The 26,131-nt window shown below is 48.4% G+C and carries 26 protein-coding genes and 2 tRNA genes; 17 read left to right on the top strand and 11 right to left on the bottom strand.

Features of this window, described 5'->3' with window-relative positions:
- Nucleotides 1–89: 89 nt before the first annotated feature.
- Together HMPREF2608_RS02675 and HMPREF2608_RS02670 are read right to left on the bottom strand one after the other, a co-directional pair.
- Nucleotides 90–800 carry an SAM-dependent methyltransferase gene (locus HMPREF2608_RS02675; RefSeq protein WP_070825893.1) on the bottom strand — a complete coding sequence of 237 codons (711 nt, stop codon included), beginning with the start codon at nt 798–800 and terminating at the stop codon, nt 90–92.
- Nucleotides 801–854: 54 nt separating this feature from the next.
- On the bottom strand, nt 855–1,445 hold the full coding sequence (locus tag HMPREF2608_RS02670; RefSeq protein ID WP_070825911.1) for a Maf family protein: 591 nt from the start codon (nt 1,443–1,445) through the stop codon (nt 855–857).
- A 55-nt stretch (nt 1,446–1,500) separates the two neighbouring features.
- On the opposite strand from HMPREF2608_RS02670, the gene HMPREF2608_RS02665 reads away from it, so the two are divergent.
- The 10 genes from HMPREF2608_RS02665 to HMPREF2608_RS02620 all read left to right on the top strand — a co-directional run bounded on the left by HMPREF2608_RS02665 (nt 1,501) and on the right by HMPREF2608_RS02620 (nt 9,633).
- On the top strand, nt 1,501–2,004 hold the full coding sequence (locus HMPREF2608_RS02665; protein ID WP_004520416.1) for a YceD family protein: 504 nt from the start codon (nt 1,501–1,503) through the stop codon (nt 2,002–2,004).
- Nucleotides 2,005–2,037: 33 nt separating this feature from the next.
- Entirely contained in the window at nt 2,038–2,217 is a 180-nt protein-coding gene (rpmF, locus tag HMPREF2608_RS02660) for a 50S ribosomal protein L32 (protein WP_002240035.1), read from the top strand.
- Between the two features lie 92 nt (nt 2,218–2,309).
- Nucleotides 2,310–2,834, top strand: coding sequence for a phosphoribosyltransferase (locus HMPREF2608_RS02655; protein ID WP_070825891.1), 525 nt, complete (start codon nt 2,310–2,312; stop codon nt 2,832–2,834).
- A gap of 121 nt (nt 2,835–2,955) precedes the next feature.
- Complete coding sequence (gene plsX / locus HMPREF2608_RS02650; RefSeq protein ID WP_070825889.1) at nt 2,956–4,026, top strand: phosphate acyltransferase PlsX; 1,071 nt, start codon at nt 2,956–2,958, stop codon at nt 4,024–4,026.
- Between the two features lie 163 nt (nt 4,027–4,189).
- Complete coding sequence (locus HMPREF2608_RS02645; protein ID WP_070825887.1) at nt 4,190–5,152, top strand: beta-ketoacyl-ACP synthase III; 963 nt, start codon at nt 4,190–4,192, stop codon at nt 5,150–5,152.
- A gap of 51 nt (nt 5,153–5,203) precedes the next feature.
- Entirely contained in the window at nt 5,204–5,551 is a 348-nt protein-coding gene (locus HMPREF2608_RS02640) for a DUF1294 domain-containing protein (protein ID WP_070825886.1), read from the top strand.
- A 9-nt stretch (nt 5,552–5,560) separates the two neighbouring features.
- Entirely contained in the window at nt 5,561–6,487 is a 927-nt protein-coding gene (fabD, locus tag HMPREF2608_RS02635) for an ACP S-malonyltransferase (RefSeq protein ID WP_070825884.1), read from the top strand.
- Nucleotides 6,488–6,560: 73 nt separating this feature from the next.
- Nucleotides 6,561–7,562 (top strand): WaaS/CpsH family glycosyltransferase, encoded by a 1,002-nt coding sequence (locus HMPREF2608_RS02630; protein WP_070825883.1) that lies wholly within the window; start codon nt 6,561–6,563, stop codon nt 7,560–7,562.
- Between the two features lie 260 nt (nt 7,563–7,822).
- A complete protein-coding gene (locus HMPREF2608_RS02625) occupies nt 7,823–8,542 on the top strand; it encodes a WaaS/CpsH family glycosyltransferase (RefSeq protein WP_283122280.1) in 720 nt (239 codons plus the stop codon).
- 236 nt (nt 8,543–8,778) lie between these two features.
- Nucleotides 8,779–9,633: a glycosyltransferase family 2 protein gene (locus HMPREF2608_RS02620; RefSeq protein ID WP_084824536.1), complete on the top strand. Its 855-nt coding sequence runs from the start codon at nt 8,779–8,781 to the stop codon at nt 9,631–9,633.
- 248 nt (nt 9,634–9,881) lie between these two features.
- On the opposite strand, the gene galE is transcribed toward HMPREF2608_RS02620, so the two are convergent.
- On the bottom strand, nt 9,882–10,898 hold the full coding sequence (gene galE, locus HMPREF2608_RS02615) for a UDP-glucose 4-epimerase GalE (protein ID WP_070825881.1): 1,017 nt from the start codon (nt 10,896–10,898) through the stop codon (nt 9,882–9,884).
- A gap of 315 nt (nt 10,899–11,213) precedes the next feature.
- Between galE and fabG the strand changes: the two genes are divergently transcribed.
- The 4 genes from fabG (at nt 11,214) to HMPREF2608_RS02595 (ending at nt 14,465) form a co-directional block, all read left to right on the top strand.
- On the top strand, nt 11,214–11,960 hold the full coding sequence (gene fabG, locus HMPREF2608_RS02610; RefSeq protein ID WP_070825879.1) for a 3-oxoacyl-ACP reductase FabG: 747 nt from the start codon (nt 11,214–11,216) through the stop codon (nt 11,958–11,960).
- Between the two features lie 268 nt (nt 11,961–12,228).
- Nucleotides 12,229–14,211 (top strand): monovalent cation:proton antiporter family protein, encoded by a 1,983-nt coding sequence (locus tag HMPREF2608_RS02605; RefSeq protein WP_070825878.1) that lies wholly within the window; start codon nt 12,229–12,231, stop codon nt 14,209–14,211.
- 69 nt (nt 14,212–14,280) lie between these two features.
- Nucleotides 14,281–14,356: transfer RNA gene (locus HMPREF2608_RS02600), tRNA-Val, on the top strand.
- A gap of 32 nt (nt 14,357–14,388) precedes the next feature.
- Nucleotides 14,389–14,465 (top strand) — tRNA-Asp (locus HMPREF2608_RS02595).
- A gap of 291 nt (nt 14,466–14,756) precedes the next feature.
- On the opposite strand, the gene dacB is transcribed toward HMPREF2608_RS02595, so the two are convergent.
- The gene (gene dacB / locus HMPREF2608_RS02590; protein ID WP_070825877.1) at nt 14,757–16,169 is read right to left on the bottom strand and encodes a D-alanyl-D-alanine carboxypeptidase/D-alanyl-D-alanine endopeptidase; all 1,413 of its coding nucleotides are present in this window, start codon (nt 16,167–16,169) and stop codon (nt 14,757–14,759) included.
- A 70-nt stretch (nt 16,170–16,239) separates the two neighbouring features.
- Nucleotides 16,240–17,667: an MFS transporter gene (locus HMPREF2608_RS02585; protein WP_070825876.1), complete on the bottom strand. Its 1,428-nt coding sequence runs from the start codon at nt 17,665–17,667 to the stop codon at nt 16,240–16,242.
- Nucleotides 17,668–17,803: 136 nt separating this feature from the next.
- On the opposite strand from HMPREF2608_RS02585, the gene HMPREF2608_RS02580 reads away from it, so the two are divergent.
- The 3 genes from HMPREF2608_RS02580 (at nt 17,804) to HMPREF2608_RS02570 (ending at nt 20,537) form a co-directional block, all read left to right on the top strand.
- On the top strand, nt 17,804–18,370 hold the full coding sequence (locus tag HMPREF2608_RS02580; RefSeq protein ID WP_070825875.1) for an NADPH-dependent FMN reductase: 567 nt from the start codon (nt 17,804–17,806) through the stop codon (nt 18,368–18,370).
- Nucleotides 18,371–18,516: 146 nt separating this feature from the next.
- Nucleotides 18,517–19,194, top strand: coding sequence for a response regulator (locus tag HMPREF2608_RS02575; RefSeq protein WP_070460434.1), 678 nt, complete (start codon nt 18,517–18,519; stop codon nt 19,192–19,194).
- A 29-nt stretch (nt 19,195–19,223) separates the two neighbouring features.
- Nucleotides 19,224–20,537 (top strand): sensor histidine kinase, encoded by a 1,314-nt coding sequence (locus HMPREF2608_RS02570; RefSeq protein ID WP_070825874.1) that lies wholly within the window; start codon nt 19,224–19,226, stop codon nt 20,535–20,537.
- Between the two features lie 129 nt (nt 20,538–20,666).
- Here the strand turns inward: HMPREF2608_RS02570 and aroB are convergent, their stop codons facing one another.
- The 6 genes from aroB to HMPREF2608_RS02540 all read right to left on the bottom strand — a co-directional run.
- Entirely contained in the window at nt 20,667–21,746 is a 1,080-nt protein-coding gene (gene aroB, locus HMPREF2608_RS02565; protein WP_070503951.1) for a 3-dehydroquinate synthase, read from the bottom strand.
- Nucleotides 21,747–21,768: 22 nt separating this feature from the next.
- A complete protein-coding gene (locus HMPREF2608_RS02560) occupies nt 21,769–22,290 on the bottom strand; it encodes a shikimate kinase (RefSeq protein WP_083296575.1) in 522 nt (173 codons plus the stop codon).
- Between the two features lie 122 nt (nt 22,291–22,412).
- On the bottom strand, nt 22,413–24,545 hold the full coding sequence (gene pilQ / locus HMPREF2608_RS02555; protein ID WP_049336963.1) for a type IV pilus secretin PilQ: 2,133 nt from the start codon (nt 24,543–24,545) through the stop codon (nt 22,413–22,415).
- Nucleotides 24,546–24,565: 20 nt separating this feature from the next.
- The gene (locus HMPREF2608_RS02550) at nt 24,566–25,108 is read right to left on the bottom strand and encodes a pilus assembly protein PilP (protein ID WP_003684527.1); all 543 of its coding nucleotides are present in this window, start codon (nt 25,106–25,108) and stop codon (nt 24,566–24,568) included.
- 15 nt (nt 25,109–25,123) lie between these two features.
- Entirely contained in the window at nt 25,124–25,795 is a 672-nt protein-coding gene (pilO, locus tag HMPREF2608_RS02545; RefSeq protein ID WP_004520855.1) for a type IV pilus inner membrane component PilO, read from the bottom strand.
- Nucleotides 25,795–26,131 (bottom strand): PilN domain-containing protein (locus HMPREF2608_RS02540; RefSeq protein WP_141761451.1); only part of this gene is annotated, 337 nt, incomplete at its 5' end. The genes pilO and HMPREF2608_RS02540, both read right to left, overlap by 1 nt.

Genomic DNA, 26,131 nt, shown 5'->3' with positions numbered 1-26,131 from the left:
TTTAGGTAACACAAAGGCCGTCTGTTGTTCAGACGGCCTTTTTTTATTTCCTCAAACAAATACAATTTGAGATTGAACCCAATCCAGTTTTAAGCGGCATGCAACACAAAAATCGTCGGGCGTTTTTTCAAGTTCGGCATTTCTTTTCTTTTTCGCCACTGCGCAATCGTCTGGCTGATGATTTCCTGTGTCGGCAAGGTCAAGTCCGTAGCCACGCACAAGCGCGTTTCGGGATGCAAGTTTTCCACCGCATCAGCCAACAACGCATCGTTGCGATAAGGCGTTTCGATAAACAGCTGCGTTTCATTCTGCTGGCGCGAACGTTGCTCCAAAGCCTTCAAACTCTGAATGCGCTCATTTTTTTCAGACGGCAGATAACCCTTAAACGCAAAGTTTTGCCCATTCGCACCCGAAGCCATCAGTGCCAGCAACAAGCTGGACGGGCCGACCAAAGGCCGTACTTCAAAACCGTGTTTATGCGCCAAAGCCACCAAATTCGCGCCCGGATCGGCAACAGCCGGACAACCCGCCTCGCTGACAATGCCCATACTGCGCCCTTCTTGCAAAGGTTTCAGCAGTTCCGGCAAAGTCTTCAAATCCGTGTGTTCATTTAGCGTTTGCAGATTCAGCTCGCGGATAGGCGTAGTCACGCCCAAATGTTTCAAATGCGCACGCGCCGTTTTTTCCGCTTCCACGACAAAATCAGTCAGCCCGACAATCGCCTGTTGTTCATGCGGCAACAGGCATGACGTATCAGGCGCACCCAAAGGGGTAGGAATCAAATACAAAATCGGTTTCATTCTTGCAACTCCAAAAAATCTCAGGCCGTCTGAACACATTCAGACGGCCTCAAACTATAAAACTTCCACACCTTCGTTTTTCAAAAAATCAATCAGACGGAAAATCGGAAGGCCGATTAAAGCATTCGGATCCGTACTTTCAATCCGCTCCAACAAAGCGGCGCCCAAACCCTCGCTCTTCGCCGCACCGGCACAATAAACCGCATCCGGCTCGCGTTCCAAATATCGGCTGATTTGCGCCTGCGCCAACTGTCGCATGGCAACCACCGTATGATCGACATGATGCTGAACCTTGCCCGTAGCAGTATTCAAAAGCACGATTGCGCTGTAAAATTCAATCCGTTTCCCGCTCAAGTCCGCCAGCATCTGTTGTGCATTTGCGACGTTCATCGGCTTGCCCAATTGACGTCCTTCGCACCATGCGACTTGGTCTGCACCGATAATCAGCGCGGCAGGGAAAGTTGCCGCCAATGAACGGGCTTTACCTTCAGCCAAACGCAGCGCCGTCTCGCCCGCATGCTCGCCCGCAATAGGCGTTTCGTCAAAATCAGGCGATGCCGTCTGAAAATCGATACCCAAACGGCGAAGCTGTCCGCAGCGGAAAACCGAACTCGACCCTAAAACCAAAGGCAGTTTTACTTCCATATTTTTACTTAAAAACATTGACGTTAGACTGCCGAAATTATATCATACTCCGTTTATGTCATACCCTAATTTGATTGACCCAGAAGTTTTCGCCGCCGAAGGGCAGAATCTGCAAGGCAGCTTCCTGCTCGAAGAATTGGATGAACGAGTCAGTTCGCACGATTATCCGGCCGACAAACAGACACGCGTGTCGTTTACGCTGCAAGGCGGTCGCGACCGGTTGCAACGTCTGTTTCTCGATTTAAACGTCAAAGCCGACATGCCCCTGATTTGCCAGCGTTGCATTACGCCCATGCCGTTTCTGCTCGATGAAACCAGCCGTATCGTCCTGTTTGCCGATGAAGAGAGTTTGGACGAAGCCATGCTTGCCGATGAAGAATTGGAAGGCATGCTGCTCGAAAAAGAGCTTGACGTGCGGACTCTGGTTGAAGACCAAATCCTGATGTCGCTCCCTTTCTCCCCTCGACACGAAGACTGCGGCAACAATGGAACACTGGACGAAGTCAATCGGGACAAACCAAACCCCTTCGCTGTTTTAGCAGGTTTGAAAAGCAGTTAATTAGGACACAGTTTATTTATCTAGGAGCTTGAAATGGCCGTTCAACAAAACAAAAAATCCCCTTCTAAACGCGGTATGCACCGTTCACACGACGCTCTGACTGCGCCTTCTCTGTCTGTTGACAGCGCAACCGGCGAAGTACATCGTCCACACCACATTTCTCCAAACGGTATGTACCGTGGCCGTAAAGTGGTAAAAGCTAAAGGCGAATAATCCGTTCGTCTGACTGAAAAAGCCAGAATATTGCCATGCAATGACTGGCTTTTTTGCATTGCACCCTGTATTTTCCTCTTCGGAAGCACACCATGAAACGTAAAATCTGGTACACCTACGACGACATCCACCGCGTAATCAAAGGATTGGCGGAAAAAATCCAAAACTCCGGCACAAAATACGATGCCATGATTGCCATTGGCGGCGGCGGTTTTATCCCTGCCCGCATGTTGCGCTGCTTCTTGGAAATCCCGATTTACGCCGTCACCACAGCCTACTACGACAACGATCACGAAGGTCAGGTGACCGAGGAAGTGAAAAAAGTCCAATGGCTTGATCCCGTTCCCGATGTACTGAAAGGCAAAAACGTACTGGTTGTTGACGAAGTGGACGACAGCCGCGTTACCATGGAATTCTGCCTGAACGAATTGTTGAAAGAAGATTTCGGCACCGTCGGCGTAGCAGTATTGCATGAAAAAATCAAAGCCAAAGTCGGTAAAATTCCTGAAGGTGTCCCTTATTTCAGCGGCATTACCGTTGAAGACTGGTGGATCAACTATCCTTGGGACGCGCTAGACATTGACGAACACAACAAATTGGCCGCGCAAAACCAATAATCTGGCACAACCGTCGCAACAAGCCTTTTCATCTGATTTTCCATTCAATCTCCTGAGAATCAGATGAGTGTGCTTGTCCGATTTTCTGAGGCCGTCTGAAACACACAAACCGGAGAACAACATGATTACACTGGCCGTAGATGCCATGGGCGGAGATGCAGGCCTTGCGATTACCGTCCCCGGTGCAGTGGATTTCCTGAAACAGCAATCCGACGTACACCTGATTATGGTCGGAGATGAAGCAGCAGTCCGCCAAGCATTAAGCTCGGCAGGCGCGCCTATGGACCGCATTACCGTCTGCCATGCAGCGCAAGTCGTCGAAATGGATGAAGCGCCGCAATCTGCGCTGAAAAACAAAAAAGAATCATCCATGCGCATCGCCATCAACCAAGTCAAAGAAGGCAACGCGCAAGCCGCCGTATCGGCAGGCAATACCGGCGCACTGATGGCGACCGCCAGATTCGTCCTCAAAACCATTCCCGGCATTGAGCGCCCTGCCATCGCCAAATTCCTGCCTTCCGACAGCGAACACGTTACTTTGGCTTTGGATTTGGGTGCCAACGTCGACTGTACGCCCGAACAACTGGTTCAATTTGCCATCATCGGCAGCGAGCTGGTACACGCGCTGCACCCTGAAAAAGGCAGCCCGCGCGTCGCCCTTTTGAACGTCGGTACAGAAGACATCAAAGGTACGGATGCCGTCAAACAAACCTTTAAACTGTTGAGCAGCAGCAAACTCAACTTTATCGGCAATATCGAAAGCAACAGCGTTTTGTATGGCGAAGCCGATGTCGTTGTCGCTGACGGGTTTGTCGGCAACGTTATGCTCAAAACCATCGAAGGCGCGGTTAAATTCATGAGCGGCGCCATCCGCCGTGAATTCCAAAGTACCCTGTTCAACAAACTTGCCGCCATTGCCGCCCTGCCCGCGCTCAAAGGTTTGAAAGGCAAACTGGATCCGCGTAAATTTAACGGCGCCATCCTACTTGGCTTACGCGGCATCGTGATTAAGAGCCACGGCGGAACCGACGAAGTCGGCTTCCGTTATGCCTTGGAAGAAGCCTACCACGAAGCCAAATCCGCCGGCCTCGCTCAAATCGAACAAGGCGTAGCCACCCAGTTAGCCGCTTTGGAAGCCGCCAAAGCAGCAGCCGAACTGGAAGAAACCGCTGCTCCAGCAACGGAAGCTTAAGGCTGATATACACAGGCCGTCTGAAACTTCACAATGTTCAGACGGCCTGTTTTTGGCCTGTTTTTATCTTTAATCACCGACTTCATTCTTAATATTGGGAATTTCCCCATTTTCGCTTACAATACCCGATTATCTGAATCAACTCTCTAAAAAGGCCGTTCTCATGCAATATGCCAAAATTTCCGGTACAGGCAGCTACCTTCCTGCCAACCGCGTCAGCAATGACGACCTTGCCAAAAAAGTGGACACTTCCGACGAGTGGATTACCACGCGTACAGGTATCAAATTTCGCCATATTGCAGACGACAGCGAAAAAACCAGCGACTTGGCCGCCGAGTCAGCGCGCCGCGCCTTGGCAGATGCCGGCTTGCAGGCTGACGATATCGACCTGATTATCGTCGCCACAGCCACTCCCGATATGCAGTTCCCTTCTACGGCAACCATCGTGCAGCAAAAATTGGGCATTGCCAACGGCTGCCCCGCCTTTGACGTCCAAGCCGTGTGCGCCGGTTTTATGTATGCCATGACCACTGCCAATGCCTACATTAAAAGCGGCATGGCAAAAAACGCTTTGGTCATCGGCGCGGAAACCTTCAGCCGCATCGTCGATTGGAACGACCGCACCACCTGCGTCCTCTTTGGTGACGGTGCGGGCGCGGTTGTCTTAAGCGCATCTGACGAACCAGGCATCATCCACAGCAAACTCAAAGCCGACGGCAACTACCTCAACCTTTTGAACGTCCCGGGACAAATTGCCAACGGCCAGATTTGCGGTTCGCCCTACATCAGCATGGACGGCCCCGGCGTATTCAAGTTTGCCGTCAAAATGCTGTCCAAAATCGCAGATGACGTTATCAAAGAAGCCGGTTATACCACCAATCAAATCGATTGGCTTGTGCCGCACCAAGCCAATAAGCGCATTATCGACTCTACCGCCAAACACTTAGGCTTGAGCATGGACAAAGTGATCTTAACCGTCCAAGACCACGGCAACACGTCCGCTGCCTCCATTCCGCTGGCACTGGATGTCGGTATTAAAAACGGCCAAATCAAACGCGGACAAAACCTTTTGCTCGAAGGCATCGGCGGCGGTTTTGCCTGGGGTGCGGTTTTGGTGAAATACTAACGGCTGGGCCGTCTGAACATCCCTTTCAGACGGCCTATTCTGCTCAAACCCATGAAATCCCTAACGTTTGCACTCTGCATCAACTGCCTGTTTTTAAGCATAACGGCTGTAATATTGCCCAAACTGGCAATCGCCTATCTCGCACTGAGTACATACATTTTCCTGCTTTACTACCTAGACAAACAGCGCGCACGCAACCACGGCAGACGCATACCCGAAGCAAAATTGCACCTGCTCAACCTGCTTGGCGGCTGGCCGGGCGGTTATTGCGGCAGCGTCGCATTCAGGCATAAAACCAGCAAACCCAGTTTTGTCCGCACCTTCCGACTGACCGCCGCAACCAATACTGTCGCCACCCTCCTTCTGCTGGCGGACACCCTCAAACATTCAAACCAATAAGGAATTACCATGTCTTTCGCATTCTTCTTCCCCGGACAAGGCTCACAAAGCCTAGGCATGATGAACGGCTTTACCGAGCAAGCCATCGTTAAAGCCACATTTGACGAAGCTTCCGCCGTATTGGGTCAAGACCTGTGGGCAATGATTAACGGCGAAGATGCCGAATTAATCGGACAAACCGTCAACACCCAGCCCATCATGCTGGCTGCCGGCATTGCCACCTACCGCGCCTACTTAGAAGCCGGCGGTAAAATCCCTTCCGTCGTTGCAGGCCACAGTCTCGGCGAATACACCGCCCTCGTCGCTGCCGGCGCATTGGATTTCGCAGACGCAGTCAAACTCGTCCGCCTGCGCGCCGAACTCATGCAATCTGCCGTACCGCAAGGCGTAGGCGCAATGGCCGCTATTTTGGGGTTGGAAGACGAACAAGTGAAAACCATTTGTGCCGAAGCTGCACAAGGCGAAGTCGTTGAAGCCGTCAACTTCAACTCCCCAGGCCAAGTTGTGATTGCCGGCAATACCGCCGCAGTCGAACGCGCCATGGCCGCCGCCAAAGAAGCCGGAGCCAAACGCGCCCTGCCGCTGCCCGTTTCCGTTCCCTCACATTGCAGCCTCATGAAGCCTGCGGCGAAAAAACTTGCCGAAGCATTGAAAGACATCACCATCAAACAACCGCAAATCCGCGTTATTCATAACGCCGATGTTGCCTCTTACGATGATGCCGACAAAATCAAAGATGCCTTGGTACGCCAGCTGTACAGCCCGGTGCGCTGGACAGAAACCGTCAACGCGCTTGTTTCCGAAGGCATCACCGAATCCGCCGAATGCGGCCCCGGCAAAGTCCTCGCAGGACTCGCCAAACGCATCAACAAAGAAGCCGCGTGCAGCGCATTGACCAATGCCGATCAAGTGGCTGCATTTATCGAAGCCCACTAAAACGTTTTCAGACGGCCTTATCCTGTCAGGCAAGGCCGTCTGAAAAATCAGCCCACTCCAATCCGAACACATTATGAAAAAAACCATTATTCTTGCCGTTCCCTACATGTACGGACTGGATCAATGTATCGAAAAAAATCTGCGTTTTCTTGGTTTTGATGTCATTAATCTGTGCTATGACGACCGAGATTCCTATTACCCGAACTTGGGCAGCAGACTCAAAAACCTCTACCACAAACACATCACCAAAGACGGCAACTATAAAAAATACCTTAAATACAGCCGCCACGTCGACGATATTCAGCAAAAATTGGCCTTGCTAAACGGCAAAAAAGCCGATTATGCGCTCTGTATCCGCGCCAATATTTACCCCAAAGAAATCATCGCCACCATCCGCGAACACAGCAATGTTTGTGTGAATTATCAATGGGATGGCGTAGGTCGTTTCCCAGATATTATTGAATATTTGGATTATTTTGACCAATGCTGGGTTTTCGACCCCGACGATATTCAAAAATATCCACAATGCCATTTCAAAGCCACCACTAATTTTTACTTTGACTTTCCCGTGGCGGAATATGCCCCCACCAACAAACTCTACTTTTTAGGTGGCTACGAACTTAGACGCGAAGAACAAACCAAACGCTTTATCAAAGAAACCGAACGCCTCAACCTACCCTTGGATTTTCATATCTACTGCAAAGATGACAGGGCTGAAAAAGCTTTTGGACACAACGGCATCCACTATCTCGACCGCAGCAGCATCCTCAGCTTTGAAGAAAACCTCAGCCAAGTGCAAAGTTGCGGCGCGGTCGTCGATTTTGCACAGTTCGAACATTATGGCTTATCATTCCGTATCTTTGATGCGTTGTGTTTCGATAAAAAACTGATTACCACCAACAAACATATCTTGGAGACCGACCTATACCACCCAAACCGCGTGTTCGTATGGGACGGCGGTAATTTAGACGCATTGTCTGAATTTTTGGCGCGCCCGTATCAGCACCCTGCCCCTGAAATCAAAGCCTATTATTCATTTACACAATGGCTAAACCGCCTGCTCGGCATTGATTAACCCTATTGCCTATGGCAAATACTCCTGCCTGACAAAATATTATATTGAATACATTATGAGTAAGAAAAAAGTCATTCTCGCCATGCCGGAACTCTTCAAAATCCACGAACTCATTATTGAGAACTTGGAAAAATGCGGATTTGAAGTGCTGTCTCTGACCTATGAAGAAAAAGAGTTCAAATACAAAAATGTATTTCAACGGCTGAAAAAAAATCTGGTATCGAAATATTCTTGGACAACAAGACTTCAAAAAACGGACCATGTTCCGCGCCGTAGAAGAACGCCTCAATACCCTGTTAAGCGAACATTCCGAACAAGCGGATTATTGCTTCATGATTTGGCTGGGCGCCTACCCGAAAGACTTCATCGCCAAGCTCAGAGCGCATTCCAAATTAATGGTGTACTACAACTGGGAAGCCCTGACCTTCTTAAAAGAAGACTTCGACAACATCGAATTTTTCGACAAATTTTACTTTTTCGATCCGTTTGACCAAGGCAAACAACCTGAATACACCGAAAAACTCTTTCCAACCACCAGCCTCTACTTTGATAGCTTCAGGCCGTCTGAAAACCCGCAAAACAAAATCTTGTTTATCGGCTCGTACGCTGCCGACCGCAACAATGATATCCGTGCATTTTGTAAAGCTGCCCGTTCAATCGGTTTAGAAATAGATTTCCGCTTGGCCAGTAAGAAAATTGAAGAAGAAAAAGCGGCTTTAGGCATTCCAGAAGTCGAGTTCTTCTCATTTGAAAACGCCCTCTCCCATCGTCAAAACTTAGAAGAAGCAGCCAAATCCTCCGTATTAGTAGATTTCCTCAACCGAAAGCACTACGGCCTCTCTTTGCGGATTTTCGAAGCGATTGGTTTGGACAAAAAACTGATTACGACCAATTCGACCATCGTACATTACGATTTTTATCACCCGAACAATATGTTCTACTGGAATGGAAGCAACCTTGACGACTCAAAGCCTTCCTGACCTTGCCGTATGTACCGCTTACCCCCTGCCTGAAACACAAATACAGTTTTAGCAACTGGATCAGCTGTGCCTTTAACATCGATCCCAACATCCCCATTACCCTGCCCCAAGCGGACTCAACCACTCTGGAGAAACAACATGTTTAAAAAACAAATAATCTTAGACTAAAATCACCAAAATTTACTATAATCTTAAATATCGAGAAAATTTTAAATTAATTTAACAGTGAAAAGAAAATGAATACCTCCCACCCCTTAGTATCTATTATTATTCCATGTTATAATTCAGCCGCTTATATTAAAGAAACTTTATTTAGTGTTTATCAACAATCCTATAAAAATTTTGAGATTATTGCCATAGATGATGGATCCACTGATGATACACTAAATATTCTATATGAATGTGCCACAAAAGAGCCTCGCTTAAAAGTCATTCCTCAAAAAAATACTTATTACGTCAAAGCACGCGTAAATGCCATTCAACATGCTCAAGGTGATTATCTTGTATGTTTAGACTCAGATGATATTTTAGGAATAGACTATCTAAAAGTTTGTATAGAAGCAGCTGAAAAAGATAAAGAACTATCTATTGTATATACCGATGCTATTCTTTTTGACTCTAAAAACAAACCGTGGAATCTACCTAAATTTGAATTAAGAAGGTTCTTATTACAAAATTGCATCTACGTTACTGCTCTCATTAGAAAGTCTCATTATGATGCAGCAGGTGGTTTCGATATAAACATGACTCAACTCGAAGATTGGGAATTATTTATTTCCATAATAAAAAATGGCGGCAAGATTAAACAAATACATAAATCATTATTTTATTATCGCCAACGTTCAGACAATTCATCTGTCAGCAATTTATCCAATAGTAATAAATTATCTGATAATATGCTAAGAATTTATAATAAACACTATGATTTTTACAAAAAAAATGACATATACTTTCAATCATTAGTATCCCCAGCTATCAAACAATATGATGAACAACTTAAATTTATTAAAAAATTCAAAAACTACTTAAAACTTATTTTTTACAAATATTTTAATAAGAAAAGGTACAACAAGTTAAAAAACAAGGAATAAGAGACATTGAAATTTTAAAAATTTATATTTTAAAATAGAGTTCATCCTGAATAGCTAGAAAAATTTAATCACTACCATCATCCTAACTATATAAGGTGGGGAATATACCCCTAAAAGGAAGAAAATAAAGAGAAATATGATAAAATAACGTCTTAAGAAGGATAAAATGTTACTTGACAACTCAAATAACATTTTCTATGAATAGGCAAGATTTTTACAAAGATCTCCATTTGTATATATAGTTCCACTTAATCGTCGTAGCCATTTGGATTGTTGCTGACCCAACGCCATGAGTCTTCCATCATCTGCGCCAAATCACGCTTGGTTTCCCAACCGGTTTGCGCTTTGGTGTAGGCAGGGGCGGCGTAACAAACAGCAATATCACCAGGGCGACGGTCTTTAATTCGATAAGGAATTTTCAGGCCTGAAGCAGCTTCAAAGGCTTTAATCATATCTAGTACGGAATAGCCGTTACCTGTACCTAAATTGAATATATGTACGCCGGACTTGGTTGAATGGCTTTGCATAGCTTTCAAATGGCCATCAGCTAGATCAACAACATGGATATAATCGCGCACACCTGTGCCATCAGGGGTAGGGTAGTCGTTTCCGAATACTGACAACTCTGTCAGTTTACCCAAAGCGACTTGGCAGATATACGGTAAGAGGTTATTTGGAATACCATTTGGGTATTCTCCGATTAAACCACTTTTGTGTGCGCCTACAGGATTGAAATAGCGTAGCAGAATCACGCTCCAGCGTGGGTCGGCTTTTTGAATATCAGTCAAAATACGTTCGACCATATATTTTGATGTGCCGTAAGGATTGGTTGTACCTCCTACTGGCATATCTTCGGTAATCGGCGTGCGAGCAGGGTCACCATATACTGTGGCAGATGAGCTAAATACAATACTAAATACTCCTGCCTTAGCCATTTCTTCTGCCAAAATCAAGCTACCCGACACGTTGTAATCGTAATATTTCATAGGTAGTGTATTGCTTTCGCCTACCGCTTTCAAACCGGCAAAGTGCATCACAGTTTGGATTTTATGTTCGGAAAAAATCTTTTGCAGCATAGCACGATCTCGGATATCTCCTTGATAAAAAGGAATATCCTTGCCAGTGATTTTTTTTAGACGTGGCAGAATGTTGATACTGGAATTGCACAGATTGTCGAGAATTACGACATCGTAGCCCGCTTCAATCAGCGAAATAGCGGTATGCGAGCCGATAAAGCCCATACCGCCGGTAACCAAAATGGCCATGTGTTTTCCTTATTTTTTTTTGAAATTATTCCGTATGGTACAGCATCCGTTGTAGATAATCATGTATTTATTGATAAGTAAACGAATGCTGCCTGCATTAACTCTAAATTTTTAATTAGTCTTGAGATAAATCTTGCTTGCAAAATACAGTTTCGGCAACTTGATCAACCATGTTCTGAATATTCCGCCGCAGATAGCAATCGACTTGCCCGAAGCTGATTCATAGCATGTGCAGACAAAAGTTAGATTAAAAAACCTATTCGTGGTATAAGGCCGTCTGAAACCATTTTTCCAATCGCAATTAAGGAATAAAACATGAGTACACAAGATTTGAGCGGCAAAATCGCTTTGGTAACCGGCGCATCGCGCGGTATTGGTGCGGCGATTGCCGATACTTTGGCTGCAGCCGGTGCAAAAGTTATCGGTACAGCCACCAGTGAGAGCGGCGCCGCTGCAATCGGCGAACGCTTGGCACAATGGGGCGGCGAAGGCCGTGCATTGAATTCTGCCGAACCTGAAACCATCGAAAATCTAATTGCCGACATCGAAAAAGAATTCGGCAAACTGGATATTCTGGTCAACAACGCCGGCATTACCCGCGACAACCTCCTGATGCGCATGAAAGAGGAAGAGTGGGACGACATCATGCAGGTTAACCTCAAATCTGTGTTCCGCGCCTCCAAAGCCGTATTGCGCGGCATGATGAAACAGCGTACCGGCCGCATCATCAACATCACATCTGTTGTCGGCGTGATGGGCAATGCCGGTCAAACCAACTATACGGCCGCAAAAGCAGGCTTAATCGGCTTCTCCAAATCTATGGCACGTGAAGTCGGCAGCCGCGGCATTACCGTCAACTGCGTTGCCCCCGGCTTTATCGACACTGATATGACCCGCGCCCTGCCGGAAGAAACCCGCAAAACCTTTGAAGCGCAAACTTCTTTGGGCAAATTCGGTGAAGCACAAGATATTGCCGATGCAGTCTTATTCTTGGCTTCGGATCAGGCAAAATACATTACCGGTCAGACACTTCATGTCAACGGCGGCATGTTAATGCCTTAAACCGTTTGTTTATTTAAAGGCCGTCTGAATATTTCAGATGGCCCTTTTTGTCAATCAAAACACTACTTTACATTCTATCTTGATATAATCTTAATAATCCGTTAGATAACGCTCGAAACAGTAAGTCCAAATAAGCATGATACGGGAAATCAAATCGCAGAAATGAAGTTCATTCTGTGCGTTTTTATTTGGGTTTGCTGTCGGTTTTCGACGTGTTTCAGACGGCCTATATAACAATAGCTACTTTTAACGAAAGGCCGCCCACTCTATGCACGAATTCTCCCTCGGTCCTATTGTCATTGTCCTGTTGGTTTCCGTCATTACGGTTATCTACTGTCGCAAATTCAACATTCCTTCCATGCTCGGTTATCTTTTAGTCGGCTTTATTGCCGGTCCGGGTATGTTCAAACTGATTCCGCAAAGCCACGCCACCGACTATTTGGGCGAAATCGGCATTGTGTTCTTGATGTTCAGCATCGGTCTCGAATTCTCCCTGCCCAAGCTCAAAGCCATGCGCCGCCTCGTATTCGGATTGGGCGGTTTGCAAGTCATCATTACCATGCTCTCAATTATGGGCATTTTGATGGCAATGGGCACGCCGTTTAACTGGGCGTTTGCCACTGCGGGCGCACTGACCATGTCGTCCACTGCCATCGTCAGCCGCATTCTGTCGGAGAAAACCGAGCTGGGTCAGCCGCATGGTCAAATGGCCATGGGTGTTTTGCTGATGCAAGATATTGCCGTTGTACCGCTGATGATTCTGATTCCGGCACTTGCTGGCGGCAGCGAAGGCAACTTGTGGGTAGAGTTGGGCTTGGCCGGTTTGAAAATGTTGCTGACCTTAGGCATTTTGTTTGTTGTCGGCAGCCGAGTGATGTCGCGCTGGTTCAGACTGGTTGCCAAACGCAAATCGTCCGAACTCTTCATGATCAACGTTTTGCTGGTTACTTTGGGCGTGGCCTATCTGACAGAGCTTGAAGGCCTGTCTATGGCATTGGGCGCATTCGTCGCTGGTATGTTGCTTTCCGAAACCGAATACCGCATTCAGGTGGAAGACGACATCCGTCCATTCCGCGATATCCTGCTGGGCTTCTTCTTTATTACCGTCGGCATGAAGCTGGATATTCAGGCGCTGATCGGCAACTGGCAGCAAATCCTGATTTTGTTGGCAATCCTGTTGGTCTTGAAAGCACTGGTCGTCTTCATCATCGCTTTGCGCATGAAAAACCCTACGAGCGACAGCCTCAAAAGTGCGCTTTATTTGGCACAAGGCGGCGAGTTCGGCTTCGTAATGCTGGCTATTTCCAGCAAAATCAATATGGTTTCGCCCGAATTGGAACAAGCAGCCACTGCTGCCGTCTTGCTTTCCATGATTGCCGCTCCATTTATCTTGGGCAGCAGCGATGCTATCGTCAGCCGCTTCGTCAAATCCGACTGGGACATGAAAGCCTTGGACTTGCACTCCATGCTGGTGGAAACCATGAGCAAATCCGAACACGTCCTGATTATCGGTTTCGGACGCGGTGGCCAATCGGTTGCCCGTGTATTGGCGCAAGAAAGCATCCCCTACTTTGCCCTTGACTTGGACATTGCCCGCGTACAAGTGGCACGTAACGCAGGCGAACCGGTTTCCTTTGGCGATGCCAAACGCCGTGAAGTCTTGGAAGCCGCCGGCTTGGGACGCGCCAAAATGGTGGTCATCACGCTGAACAATATGCATGAAACCCAACATGTTCTCGGCAACATCATGTCCATGCATCCGAGCATGCCGGTTTATGTTCGCGCCACCAATGACGATTACGTTAAAACCTTTACCGAAATGGGTGCTGAAGAAACCGTCTCCGATACCAAAGAAACCAGCCTGGTTCTGGCAAGCTATGCCATGTTAGGCCACGGCCTCTCCTACAACCATGTTTATCAAACCATAACCCACATCCGTCACAGCCGCTATGCATCTTTGCAAGACTTATTTGTCGGCAGTGATGATGACAGCTTCTCCGACGAAGACAGTAAGGCCGTCTGCCGCCATGCCTTCCCATTGCAAGGCGAAGCACACGCCATCGGCAAAACCATCCGTGAATTGCCATTGGCAGCGCATTATCTGAAACTATTGTTTATCCGCCGCAATACCGGAAAAATCCAAGACCTTGACCCTGATTTTGTTTTGGAAAACGGTGATATTTTGGTTGTCGCAGGCAAACAGGAAGAAATTATTTCCTTTGAAAACTGGTGCTTGCAGGGAGATATCTAATTATCGGCAAATAAATCTTGCGCGCATCAGAATTTTTTGGTTTAATAGCGTCTTCGCAATTTTGCGCATGGGTGATTAGCTCAGTTGGTAGAGCGTCTGCCTTACAAGCAGAATGTCGGCGGTTCGACTCCGTCATCACCCACCACTTTCCTTTTCATTGTCCCTGACAATGGATGCGCGGTGGTAGCTCAGTTGGTTAGAGTACCGGCCTGTCACGCCGGGGGTCGCGGGTTCGAGCCCCGTCCGCCGCGCCATCAAGTTAAAAGTAAAAAATACCGGTTTTTACCGGTATTTTTTTCGTCTGTACCCTATGCCTTTTTATAAAAAATCGAGCTTTTTAGATAGTATAAACAGGACAACACAATAAAGCAGACATACGGTTTAAACCCTGAAAGACCATCTATCTCAAGCGGATTCACACCAAACGCTTATCCATTAAATCCCTATATCATCTATTCAAAATAGACATAAATACTTGCCTCCCCTTCTTACACAAAGGCCGTCTGAAAACGTCAATGCATTTTCAGACGGCCTTTTTTAGCTTATCAAGCCTGATACCTAATCATGCAGGAAGCCTTAGCATCAATCCAATGTTCGCCACCGGGCTGAACAATTTTAGACACCAGCTTATCCAAGTCGCGTAAATAATCGGTTGACTTTTGGCTGTTGATAATGACGACAACCAACAACGGCTTTTCGCCCAACCAATACCCAGCCAGTGCGCGGACATCTTTGAGTGTACCGGTTTTGAGGCGCAGGTTTTCACCGGGCTGTTTCAAGCGTGTTTTAAGCGTGCCGTCTTTACCGGCAATCGGCAGCGTACTGATAAACTCGTTTTTAAACGGGCTGAAGTAGGCTTTTTCCAACATTTGCGCCATCATTCGCGCATTGAGCCGTTCTACGCGGGACAGGCCTGAACCGTTTTCCAACACCAGCCCTTCCGTATTGATACCGGCAACCGCCAGCTCGCTTTTTACGATAGAAGCAGCCTTAGTCTGCGCCAGTTTGTAATCAGACATGTTTCCGGCAAATTTAAGGAAAACCGAACGGGCAATCAGATTATTGGAATGCTTGTTCATATCGGTGAGGATATCGGCAAGCGGTTTGGATTGATGACTCACCAACACATGCGCGTCATGAGGCGCAGCACCTGTCGTCAGGCCGTCTGAAATCGTGCCGTCTTGTTGGCGCCATTGGTTGACAAAACTTTTGCCGACAAATTCTTTCATGCTGTACATATTCAGATACAGTTCTTTGCCCAAGCAGCTTTCCGACAGCTTGCCCGATACGGTCAGCGTATTGTTTTTATAGAAAGTCTTCATGTAGTTTTTTAAAACACTGCACTTCCCTTCTTTATTCTCAAGCGTCAATTTGTTTTGAATGTTCAGATTCGGCAGCGGCGGATTGGTACGGATGACCAAGCTTCCGTCTTCTTCTTTTTCAGCACGAAGCTCAACAGTTTTATACGCCAACATATTGGGATCGGGCGGCGTCATAAAGCTTTCGGCAAAATCGGAAGCAAAATCATCCGGATTCTTCACATCGCCCCACAGGCTGCGGTCGAGTATCAGATGTCCGTCAATATGGCGTATGCCCTTATCGCGCATCTGTTGCTGCATTTGCACCAGATCATGCTGGTCAAACACAGGATCGCCGCTCCCCACCCAATACACATTGCCTTTCAACGTATCGCCGTTGATCGAGCCGTTGGTTTTAAACTCGGTTTTCCAACGATAATCGCCGCCTAACATACGAAACGCGGTAAACGCCGTTACCAGCTTCATCGTCGAAGCAGGATTGCGCAATTCATCGGCACGGTGTTCGACAATCACTTTGCCGCTGTCCAATTCCTGCACATAAACAGAAATCTCATTTTCAGGAATACGCCCGAAATCCAAAGCCCATGACGGACAAACCGCCATCATCAGGCCGATTGATAGAATACTTTTCAACTTCATTGTGTTACAAAAATCTTATAAATTCTTACGAGGTACTTAGGCCGTCTGAACGTTTCAGACGGCCTTTTATTTATTTCTGATGCGCTTTCAAACGCAAAGCAAACATGACGACCCCAACGCCGACAACCAAAGCGCAACCCATCGCCAAATGGATACCGTCCAGCATTGCCTGTTGTGGCATATCTGCGCTGGAAAGTTTCTCGCCGATATTGGTCGCACCGACAAAAAACGCCGCGCCGATGGCACCGGCAATCGGGTTGATGGTGGTCAGAATCGCCGCGCCGTGCGGATTGAGCGTTTTCGGCAACGCGTTCAGACCATGGGTTTCGCCGGTTACACAAGCAGACACGGAAAGCGCCAACAGCGTAAACATCGCCGTCAGCATCATCACTTGCGTGTCAATCCGTAAAAACAGCCACAATACCGCCAACGACACCACCAGCATCACCGTGGCCGGCAAGACGACAAAGCGTCCGCCCTTTTTGTCCAACAATTTGCCGAACAAAGGTGCGGCAACCGCTTGGGCAATACTGGCGGGCATCAGGATCAGGCCGGTTGCCGTACCGGTCAGCATCAACACTTGCTGCGTGTACATCGGCACCATCAGTTCCAATCCCAAAAACAGGAATACCGCGCCGGCTAAAATCACAACGCAATATCTGAACTGCTTGTATTCAAATGCGCGAAGGTTCAGCAAAGGCGTCGCCAAACGGAACTGACGGTGCGCAAACCACCCCACCAGCGCAACGGAAGCGGCAAAGAGCAGGATGAATTCCACCAGCGGCAGATGGGCAAAATTACTGCTCGCATACACCAGCCCGCCGAAACCCACGACCGACAAAACGGCCGACAACACATCAATCTTCGGACGGCTGATGTTGCTCAAATTGACCGTCAAATATTTACCCACCAATACCATCGCCGCCAACATAAACGGCGCGGTAAAGCCGAACAGCACGCGCCAATGCGTATGGTCGATGATGATGCCCGACAGCGTCGGCCCCATTGCAGGCGCGGCGGTAAACATCATGGTAATCACACCCATCGCCGTTCCGCGCTTGTTGGGCGGAAAAATCGACAACACTCCGTTAAACAGAAGCGGGACAAAAAACGCGGCAGACACTGCCTGCACCATACGCCCGACCACCAATACGCCAAACGTCGGTGCAAACGCGCAAATCAACGAGCCTGCTAAAAACGTTGCCTGCGTAAACAGCCCCATTTTGCGCGTTTCAAACCATTGAATCACGCCTGCCGTAATCGGCGTAAATGCCCCCATGACCAGCAGAAAACCCGTCGTCAGCCATTGAACCGTGGTCTTATCGACACCGAAATCCTTCATAATCGGCGTGAGCGCGACATTCAGCAGCGTGTCGTTGAGATAGCCGAAAAATGCGCCGATGAATAAGGTGGCGACAATAGTTTTAGCAGGAAAGTCGGGGTTGTCGGCGAAGTATTCGTGTACCGTTGCGTCCTTTTGCGAATCAGAAGCGTGCATAATAATTTGAAATATCAGCGAAACCGTTATTTTAGCATAAACCGTTTTGACAGGCCGTCTGAAACCTTGACCGCTTCCCCAGATAACACTAAAATTTAGAATTGTTTTCATTTTTATTATTAAACAGGAGAAAAACATGTCAAAGAAAGTCAGCATCTTGGTCGGCAGCCTGCGTAAAGGCTCGTTCGCACGAAAAATCGCACAAAACGTCATTTCCATGTTCCCCGAAGGCTACGAAGCGCAAATCGTCGAAATCGGCCATTTGCCTTTATACAACTTCGACTACGACGATCCTGCCGTTACCGACTTCCCCACTCCGTCCAGCTATACAGAATTCCGCGAAACCATCAAAGCCTCTGCCGGCGTATTGTTCGTGACTTCCGAAAACAACCGTACCGTACCAGCCTGCCTGAAAAACGCCATCGACATCGGCTCCAAACCCAATGCCGATGTTGCCTGGAAAAAAACACCTGCCGGCATCATCAGTCATTCTGTCGGCAAAATGGGCGGTTATAGCGCGCAAAAAAATCTGCGCCTTGCCCTTTCGTATTTCGATATGCCATTGACCGGCCAGCCGGAAGTGTTCCTCGGCAACTCGCCTACCCTGTTTGACGACAACGGCCAGCTCATCGAATCCGCGCGCGGCTTTGTTCAAGGCTATATCGACCAATTGGTTACCTTGATTGAGAAAAACCCTAAATAATCGGTATTGAAGCATACAGGCCGTCTGAAAACCGAAATTTCAGACGGCCTCATCTTTTGCAGGAAATCAGTTTTTCAACCCTTCCTAAATTTTTACTAATTGAGTGCGGTTATAATCACTATCCACCCATCCTCCGGAGAACTTCCATGCGCGTATTATTGGTTGAAGACGATGCCATGATTGCCCAAGCCGTCAGTGCCAACCTGAAAGACACCGGCTACGCTGTCGATTGGGTCAGCCGCGGTTCGGAAGTTGCCGCAGCAGTGGCGGCGCAGGCATACGATTTGCTGCTCTTGGATTTGGGTTTGCCCGGCAAAGACGGTTTGGACGTATTGGCGCAGATCCGCAACGGCGGCTGTACCGTTCCCGTCTTAATCGTGACCGCGCGCGACGATTTGCACAGCCGCCTCAACGGCCTAGACGGCGGCGCAGACGACTACATCGTCAAACCCTTCGACATGGCGGAACTGCAAGCCCGTATGCGCGCCGTATTGCGCCGACACGGCGGACAGGCGCAAACGCTGCTGAGCAACGGCATTATCACACTCAACCCCTCCACCCATCAGGCGGAAGTGGTCGGGCAGGAACAGGCCATCATGCTCAGCAACAAAGAATTTGCCGTCCTCCAAGCCCTACTGCTGCGTCCGGGCATGATTCTGTCGCGCAGCGATTTGGAAGACAAAATTTACGGCTGGGGCGAAGAAGTCGAAAGCAACGCCGTTGACTTCCTTATTCACGCCTTACGCAAAAAACTCGGCAAAGAAGCGATTCAAAACGTCCGCGGGGTCGGCTGGCTGGTTGCACAAAACAACCAGGCCGTCTGAAAAACCACAACAATATCAACATACAAACCATGCAACGCCTTATCCACACCATCAAACAATCCCTGCAAGTCCGGATCAGCTTCGCCCTGATCTGTATGCTCCTACCCCTCTCCATTCTTGCAGGCATATTTTCATATTACGATACTTATCACGAGACCCAAGAGGTTCAAGACGATCTGTTGCGCCAAGTCGCGAACTATCTCGACCCGAGCGATGCCGATGACGAGAATCACTCACTCGACAACGACAACAAGATTTCCGTTCAATTTCCCAATACGCCCAACCCCATTGTCAGCCTGCCTGAGAAGATTTCAGACGGCCTGCACACCATTCAGTCTGATGACGACGACGATTACTACCGCGTTTATACCCGCACCACCAAACAAGGCCGCATTGCCGTCATGCAGGAAAGCGACTACCGCGAAGAGCTGGCCGAAATGGCTGCCGTGCAGAGCATCCTCCCCATGCTCCTCGCCCTGCCCCTGATTATCCTGCTCACCGTCTGGATTACCCACCGCACCATGCGTTCCGTCAAAACCCTGTCCAACGATTTGGAGCTGCGCCAAATCAACGACCTCTCGCCTATGGACACGCAAGACATTCCCAGCGAAATCCAAGGCTTTGTCGTCGCCATCAACAACCTGTTGCAACGTACCGATGAAAACGTCCGCCAACAGCAACGCTTTATCGCCGATGCCGCACACGAATTGCGCAGCCCCATGACCGCCCTTTCCCTTCAGGCAGAGAGGCTCAACAATATGCAGCTGTCCGCCGAAGCGCGCGAGCAGTCCGCCCTGTTGCAACAAAGCATACAGCGCAACCGCCACCTGCTCGAGCAACTCCTCTCCCTCGCACGCGCCCAAGCGCCCGAAACCCAACGCCCCAAAACCCTGATCAGCCTGCAAAACCAGTTCCGCCGCGTCTTGCAGGAACTCATGCCGCTGGCGCTGGCCAAAGGTCAAGACATCGGCGTCGCCGTCGAAAACGACTGCCAAATCCACGCCGATGACACCGAAATCTACACCCTCATCAAAACCTTTACCGACAACGCCATCCGCTATACTCCCAAAGGCGGCCGCATCGATTTGGGCTTTGACGAAACCGCCGAATACCTCAACATCTGGGTGGAAGACAACGGCCCCGGCATTCCCCCAAGCGAACGCCAACGCGTTATCGACCCTTTCTACCGTATTCTCGGCACCGAACAACAAGGCACCGGACTTGGCCTGTCCATCGCAGACACCATTGTCAAACGCCATCAAGGCCGTCTGAAACTGGCCGACAGCCGACGCTTTGACAGCGGCTTGTTGATTATTGCCGAGTTGGATAAAAAGATGCTTTAAATAATTGACCCGCCCAAATTGGTTTATCTAGCTTTAATCCGATAAATGAAAACGTTTTAAAACCAAAGGCCGTCTGAAAATGACTTTCAGACGGCCTTTTTATATTTTGAAGCAAACCTACTTCATTCCTCACAAATACGGTTGCAAGGTTTGGCGGAGGATTTCCATATCGGTAATTTCGGTAATATTGGCTTTGCCCAAGTATTCCAAACCGACAAAACGCATGATGCCGCTGCTGACTTTTTTGTCGTGGCTCATGTGTTCAATCCATTTTTCAAAGGAGAAAACGGGCGGCGCAGACGGGAGGGAAGCGGCTTCCATTAAAGCGGCAATGCGGTCGGTGTCGGCCTGTCGGGTTTTGCCCAAGATTTGCGACAAACGGGAAGCGAGGACGCAACCGGCGGCAACGGCTTCTCCGTGCAGCCATACGCCGTAGCCCATTTCGGCTTCGATGGCATGGCCGAAAGTGTGGCCGAGATTAAGCCATGCGCGGATGCCCTGCTCGGTTTCGTCTTGGGCAACAATATCGGCCTTCATTTTGCAGCAATGGTAAACGGCTTCCGCCATTTTTTCTTGATGTTGCGCCATCAGGTCGGCCATATTTTCTTCCAACCAGGCAAAAAATTCGGCATCGCCCAATGCGCCGTATTTGATGACTTCGGCCATGCCTGCGGAAAGTTCGCGTTGCGGCAGCGTTTGCAAGGCGGTCAAATCGGCCAAAACGGCTTGCGGCTGGTAAAACGCGCCAATCATGTTTTTACCGAGCGGATGGTTGATGGCGGTTTTACCGCCGACCGAGGAATCGACCTGGCTGAGCAATGTGGTCGGTACTTGGATAAAAGGTGCGCCACGCTGATAAGTCGCCGCGGCAAAACCGACCATATCGCCTATCACGCCGCCGCCCAAAGCGATTAAAGTGGTTTTGCGTTCGGCACGGTTTTGCATCAGGCCATCGTAAATCAGGTTGAGCGTCTGCCAGTTTTTATATTCTTCGCCGTCGGGAAGGATAATGCTGAAATGCGGCACGCCCAGTCTGTCTAAGGCCGTCTGAAGCTGTTTGAGATAAAGCGGCGCAACGGTTTCGTTGGTAATAATGGCTGCTTTTTTACCTAGATAGGGCTGAAGCAGCATATCGGCCTGCTCAATCAGCTTATGCCCGATAAAGATGGGGTATTGATGGGACGGGGTTTGGACAGTCAGTGTGCGCATAGTATTCCTTTGCAAAGCGTATTTATTCGCCTAAAGCCTGTATCAGGCGTTTGAGCGTTTTGTGACAGCTGTCGGATTCGATGACGAGATGGGCGGTTTGACGGTACAGCATATCGCGTTGGTCATACAGCTCTTGCAGTTTGCCCAAAGGATTGGCAACTTGCAACAGCGGCCGGTTGCTGTCGTAACGGGTACGCTCCAGCAAGGTTTCGGGGCTGGCATGCAAATAAACAACCGTGCCGTTTTGGCACAAAATCTGTCTGTTTTCACTGCGTAATACGGAGCCGCCACCGGTCGATAAAACGATGTTGCGCCGGGAAGCGAGCTTCTTCAGCATATTGGTTTCACGGTTGCGGAAGCCTTCCTCCCCTTCCATCTCAAAAATGGTCGGAATGGATACGCCCGAAGAAGCGCAGATTTCGTAGTCGCTGTCGTAAAACGGGCATTCAAACATTTGGGCAAGCTGCTTGCCCAAAGTGGTTTTGCCCGCGCCCATCAGCCCGATTAAGATTAAATTGCCGTTGATTTTTTCCATGTGGGTCATTTTATACGATATGGTGGTTTCGTGGAAAAGTTCGTCGTTTTTCAGACGGCCTTTTCATCTCAGGCCGTCTGAAAACGAAAACAGGCATACCTTTGCAGATATGCCTGTTTGTCATTCTAAAATCAATAACGCAGATTGTTACCCACATTATCCATAATGCGCGGCGTGATGAAGATCAACAGCTCACGGCGGTTTTCACGTTTGCCGCGTGATTTGAACAGATTGCCGACAACAGGAATATCGCCCAAAACAGGGACTTTGTTCACTGCATTGGTGCTTTCTTCCTCATAAATACCGCCGACAATCAGCGTACCGCCATCTTCAACCATGGCTTGGGTATTCAAGTGTTTGGTGTTGATACACTTGGTTGTCAGAGAATCCACGGTACAGTCGATCGGGGTATCGCGATTAATCTTCACAGTCATGATGATTTGACCGTCAGGCGTAATATTCGGCGTTACGGTCAAGCCCAAAACGGCTTTCTTGAAGGTAATCGAAGTCGCACCACTGGAAGAAGCCTCTTGATAAGGAATTTCCGTACCGGATTCAATTTTGGCTTCTTTGCGGTCTTGTGTCAGCACGCGCGGATTGGAAATGGTTTTGCTCTTACCTTGTTCTTCAGACGCGCTGATTTCCAAACCCAATGCACCGGATGAGAACGCACGCACCAGCGCAATGCTGTTGACTGCGGCTGCGGTCGGCAGACTGACGTTCGGATCCAAAGTCCATGTGCGGTAGCCTACGTCGCCACGGTTAAATGAGGCATTGGTATTGTAGTTGGTTTGTGCATTGCTCCAGTTGCTACCCCATGCGTTACGGCCACTTGCACCACCGGAACCGAATTTAACGCCCAAGTTGCGGAAGAAGGTATCTTCTGCTTCCACAATGCGCGCTTCCACCATCACTTGACGGGTTGGAACGTCCAATTCATCAATCAGTTTGCGGAATTTCTCAATCACGCCGCGGTTGTCGGTCACGATCAGCGTATTGGTGGCCGGATCGATTAAGGCGCTGCCTCGGTTGCTCAACAGAGTGTTGCGGGTATTGGAATTATTGCTGTCGTATTCTTCCAAACGCAGAATTTTGCGGAATTCTTCCACGTTTTTGTATTTCAACTGGAAGGTTTGAGAATACAGCGGGCCCAATTCGGCAATCTCTTTTTCCGCCTGCAAGAAGGCTTTGTCTTTTGCCAACAATTCATCGCGAGGTGCGATATTGATGATGTTGCCTTGACGGCGCATATCCAAATTGCGCGCCTGCATGACCAAGTCTAAAGCCTGATCCCAAGGCACATCTTTCAAGGACAGGGTCATGGTGCCTTTGACGGTATCGCTGGCAACAATATTCACGCCGGACTCTTTCGCCAAAATCTGCAAAATGGTACGGACTTCTACATCTTGGAAGTCCAAGGAAATTTTACGGCCTTTAAACGATTTGTTTGCATTTTGGTTCAAGCCGCCGGATTCGGTATTGGCGGCTTTAGGCGATACTTCAAATACAAAACGGCCGGAAGAGGCTTTGGTATTAATGTCCCAATTCGCATTACTGTTGCGGATAATGAGCTGGGTAGAATTGCCGATACGTTTGAGCGTAACGTTTTGTACAGGCGTATTGAAGTCAGCCACATCCAAACTGCGTTGCGCTTGTGTCGGCAGCGTATGGTTTTTCAAGGTAACAACCACGCGGTCGCGCTGCTGTTTAATGTCCGGCTGTCCGCTGAAACCTGGGGCGGACAATTCAATAATGCCGGAATTGCGTGCGCCTTTGCGGAAATCAATATTGGCTGCTGAAACGGCTTGATAAGTCTGAGCAGCGCGCGCGGTAGACGGCGTAGCCGCACGTTCATTTGCAACGGCTGCATTGGTTTGGTCAGTAGATTCGTTTACAAACACCCAAACTTCGTTGCCGCGAATCTCAGTATTGTATTGGCTGATTTTGTTCAAACCCAAAACCACGCGTGCGCGGTCATTGTTTTGTGCCGCAGTAATTTGATTCAGCAATGGGTCGGCATATTCCAAAACAGGCTGAGGCAAACGGATATTGGTGTTGGCAAAATCCAATGCGATACGCGCCGGAGTAGATGTTACAAAACCATGAGGTGTAGTGACGTCTTTGTCGAAACGGATTTTGATAATTTTTTGGTTGTCAGGCAAAGTGGAAACGTTGATATCGGTAATATTGCCTGCAAAGGCCGTCTGAACAGCGAGGGCAACGCTGAAGCCGGCAAATAATTTTGTCATGTGCTTGGTTTTCATAATCGAGTGAGACCCCTAAATTAATTTGAATTCGAACTATCGGAGCTATTGGAAGAATCCGCCTCTTTACTGCTCAATGGCAATTCGGCCTTCCGGTACACCCAGTTGCCGTAGCTGTCTTCAACTTGCTCGGTCAAGATAATTTTGTCTTCGGTAATACTTTGGATTCTGCCGTAATTCTGACCGATGTAGTTTCCGGGATAAACGGTATAAACATGGTCGTTGACCTTGATAAATCCGGAAACTTTGCCGCCGCTTTGCAGCGTTCCGACAAAGGCCATATTTTCCAAACTGAAGGCTTCCAATGTTTCTTTCGGACGGTTTACATCCGGCGCATTGCCGCCTTTAGGGGCAGTGTCCAAACGGCGTGAATCAAACGCATTCATGCCTTTAAAGTTCGGCGGGCTATACGGCTTAGGCAATGTAACCGTCGGCTCTTCAAACGGAATAATCTTGGATTTTGCTTCCTGACGGGTTTGTGTCATCCATTGAGTCAAATCTTCATAGCTTTGCGTACAGGCTGCCAAGGGAAGAAGACTTAAGAGTAAGATGATTTTTTTCATGATTTCCCTATTCTTTTATTTTTGCTCATTCTCGGCAGGTTTGCCTTCTTCTTGTGCCTGTTGCGCAGCCAATTCGGCAGCAATCTCTTCGGCCGGACGGGCTTTGTAAGTCGTCGCAATCGCGCTCAGTGTCAACTCGCCTTTATTGCCTTTGCCTTCTTTATCCTCGCCTGCGTTTACGAGCTTCAAAGAATCCAGCGTAATAATGCGCGATAAATCGCCTACGTCACGGGTAAATTGGCTGATCTGTGAATATTTGCCTGTAATGGAAATCTGATACGGCAGTTTTTGAATCGGGCCATCGTTTTCAGGTTGGAGCGGTGCGACGCTGTCCAAACGCAGTCCGTTGGTTGAGCCTGCCTGATGCAATTCTTGAATCAGGTTCGGAATTTCCGCATCGGTCGGCAGTTGTTTCAACAAAACATCAAATGCAGAGCGAATAGAAGCCAACTCAGCCTTCAAATTGTTCAAGCTCGCCGCCTGAATGCTTTTACGCGTAAAGGTTTCCTTCAGCTCTTCTTCTTTGGCTTCCTGCGTATTCAAGGTTTCAATCTGATCTTTAAATACGCCGACATAGCCCAAAGCCAACATACCAACAATCAATAAACCTGCCAGCAAAAGTTTTGAAGGCATATTGAGCAGGTACAGGTTTTGTACGTCCAATTGTTTTAAGTTTTTAGATGCCATTATTGAGCCTCCGGAGCAGGTTCTGCCACAGATTCGGCCATTTCACCGCTGCTTTGGGCAGTCGGTGCAGGAGCCGGCGTATTCACTTGGTTGATTGAAGATTTCAAAGTAAATTCTTGGTAGTTATCTACTTTTTTAATGCTCAACAATTCAGGCTGCAAGAAAATACCTGTACTTGGCAGGGAGCGCATCATAACGGCGATTTTATTGTCGCTGATGGCATGACCGCTGATTTTATAGCTGGTCGGGCTTTCTGCTTCCAACGCAGTCAAATAAGTATTATCGGGCGTAAGCGCATTCAAAGAATCAAGGATATAGGCCGCTTGATAGCGTTTT

The organism is Neisseria sp. HMSC064D07, assembly GCF_001837185.1.
GTDB lineage: Bacteria > Pseudomonadota > Gammaproteobacteria > Burkholderiales > Neisseriaceae > Neisseria > Neisseria flavescens_C.
Note: the sequence above shows the minus strand (reverse complement) of the source record. Positions and strands in the feature narration are given on the sequence as shown.

Bases quoted from the DNA above. Each gene is read 5' to 3' on its own strand.
- HMPREF2608_RS02585 (WP_070825876.1), bottom strand. From the start codon at position 17,667: ATGCACGCTTCTGATTCGCAAAAGGACGCAACGGTACACGAATACTTC.
- HMPREF2608_RS02620 (WP_084824536.1), top strand. From the start codon at position 8,779: ATGAATACCTCCCACCCCTTAGTATCTATTATTATTCCATGTTATAAT.
- HMPREF2608_RS02625 (WP_283122280.1), top strand. From the start codon at position 7,823: ATGTTCCGCGCCGTAGAAGAACGCCTCAATACCCTGTTAAGCGAACAT.
- HMPREF2608_RS02640 (WP_070825886.1), top strand. From the start codon at position 5,204: ATGAAATCCCTAACGTTTGCACTCTGCATCAACTGCCTGTTTTTAAGC.
- HMPREF2608_RS02630 (WP_070825883.1), top strand. From the start codon at position 6,561: ATGAAAAAAACCATTATTCTTGCCGTTCCCTACATGTACGGACTGGAT.
- HMPREF2608_RS02575 (WP_070460434.1), top strand. From the start codon at position 18,517: ATGCGCGTATTATTGGTTGAAGACGATGCCATGATTGCCCAAGCCGTC.
- fabG (WP_070825879.1), top strand. From the start codon at position 11,214: ATGAGTACACAAGATTTGAGCGGCAAAATCGCTTTGGTAACCGGCGCA.
- HMPREF2608_RS02655 (WP_070825891.1), top strand. From the start codon at position 2,310: ATGAAACGTAAAATCTGGTACACCTACGACGACATCCACCGCGTAATC.
- HMPREF2608_RS02560 (WP_083296575.1), bottom strand. From the start codon at position 22,290: ATGACCCACATGGAAAAAATCAACGGCAATTTAATCTTAATCGGGCTG.
- HMPREF2608_RS02605 (WP_070825878.1), top strand. From the start codon at position 12,229: ATGCACGAATTCTCCCTCGGTCCTATTGTCATTGTCCTGTTGGTTTCC.
- HMPREF2608_RS02670 (WP_070825911.1), bottom strand. From the start codon at position 1,445: ATGGAAGTAAAACTGCCTTTGGTTTTAGGGTCGAGTTCGGTTTTCCGC.
- HMPREF2608_RS02550 (WP_003684527.1), bottom strand. From the start codon at position 25,108: ATGAAAAAAATCATCTTACTCTTAAGTCTTCTTCCCTTGGCAGCCTGT.
- pilO (WP_004520855.1), bottom strand. From the start codon at position 25,795: ATGGCATCTAAAAACTTAAAACAATTGGACGTACAAAACCTGTACCTG.
- fabD (WP_070825884.1), top strand. From the start codon at position 5,561: ATGTCTTTCGCATTCTTCTTCCCCGGACAAGGCTCACAAAGCCTAGGC.
- dacB (WP_070825877.1), bottom strand. From the start codon at position 16,169: ATGAAGTTGAAAAGTATTCTATCAATCGGCCTGATGATGGCGGTTTGT.
- aroB (WP_070503951.1), bottom strand. From the start codon at position 21,746: ATGCGCACACTGACTGTCCAAACCCCGTCCCATCAATACCCCATCTTT.
- HMPREF2608_RS02645 (WP_070825887.1), top strand. From the start codon at position 4,190: ATGCAATATGCCAAAATTTCCGGTACAGGCAGCTACCTTCCTGCCAAC.
- HMPREF2608_RS02570 (WP_070825874.1), top strand. From the start codon at position 19,224: ATGCAACGCCTTATCCACACCATCAAACAATCCCTGCAAGTCCGGATC.
- pilQ (WP_049336963.1), bottom strand. From the start codon at position 24,545: ATGAAAACCAAGCACATGACAAAATTATTTGCCGGCTTCAGCGTTGCC.
- HMPREF2608_RS02665 (WP_004520416.1), top strand. From the start codon at position 1,501: ATGTCATACCCTAATTTGATTGACCCAGAAGTTTTCGCCGCCGAAGGG.
- plsX (WP_070825889.1), top strand. From the start codon at position 2,956: ATGATTACACTGGCCGTAGATGCCATGGGCGGAGATGCAGGCCTTGCG.
- HMPREF2608_RS02580 (WP_070825875.1), top strand. From the start codon at position 17,804: ATGTCAAAGAAAGTCAGCATCTTGGTCGGCAGCCTGCGTAAAGGCTCG.
- galE (WP_070825881.1), bottom strand. From the start codon at position 10,898: ATGGCCATTTTGGTTACCGGCGGTATGGGCTTTATCGGCTCGCATACC.
- HMPREF2608_RS02675 (WP_070825893.1), bottom strand. From the start codon at position 800: ATGAAACCGATTTTGTATTTGATTCCTACCCCTTTGGGTGCGCCTGAT.
- rpmF (WP_002240035.1), top strand. From the start codon at position 2,038: ATGGCCGTTCAACAAAACAAAAAATCCCCTTCTAAACGCGGTATGCAC.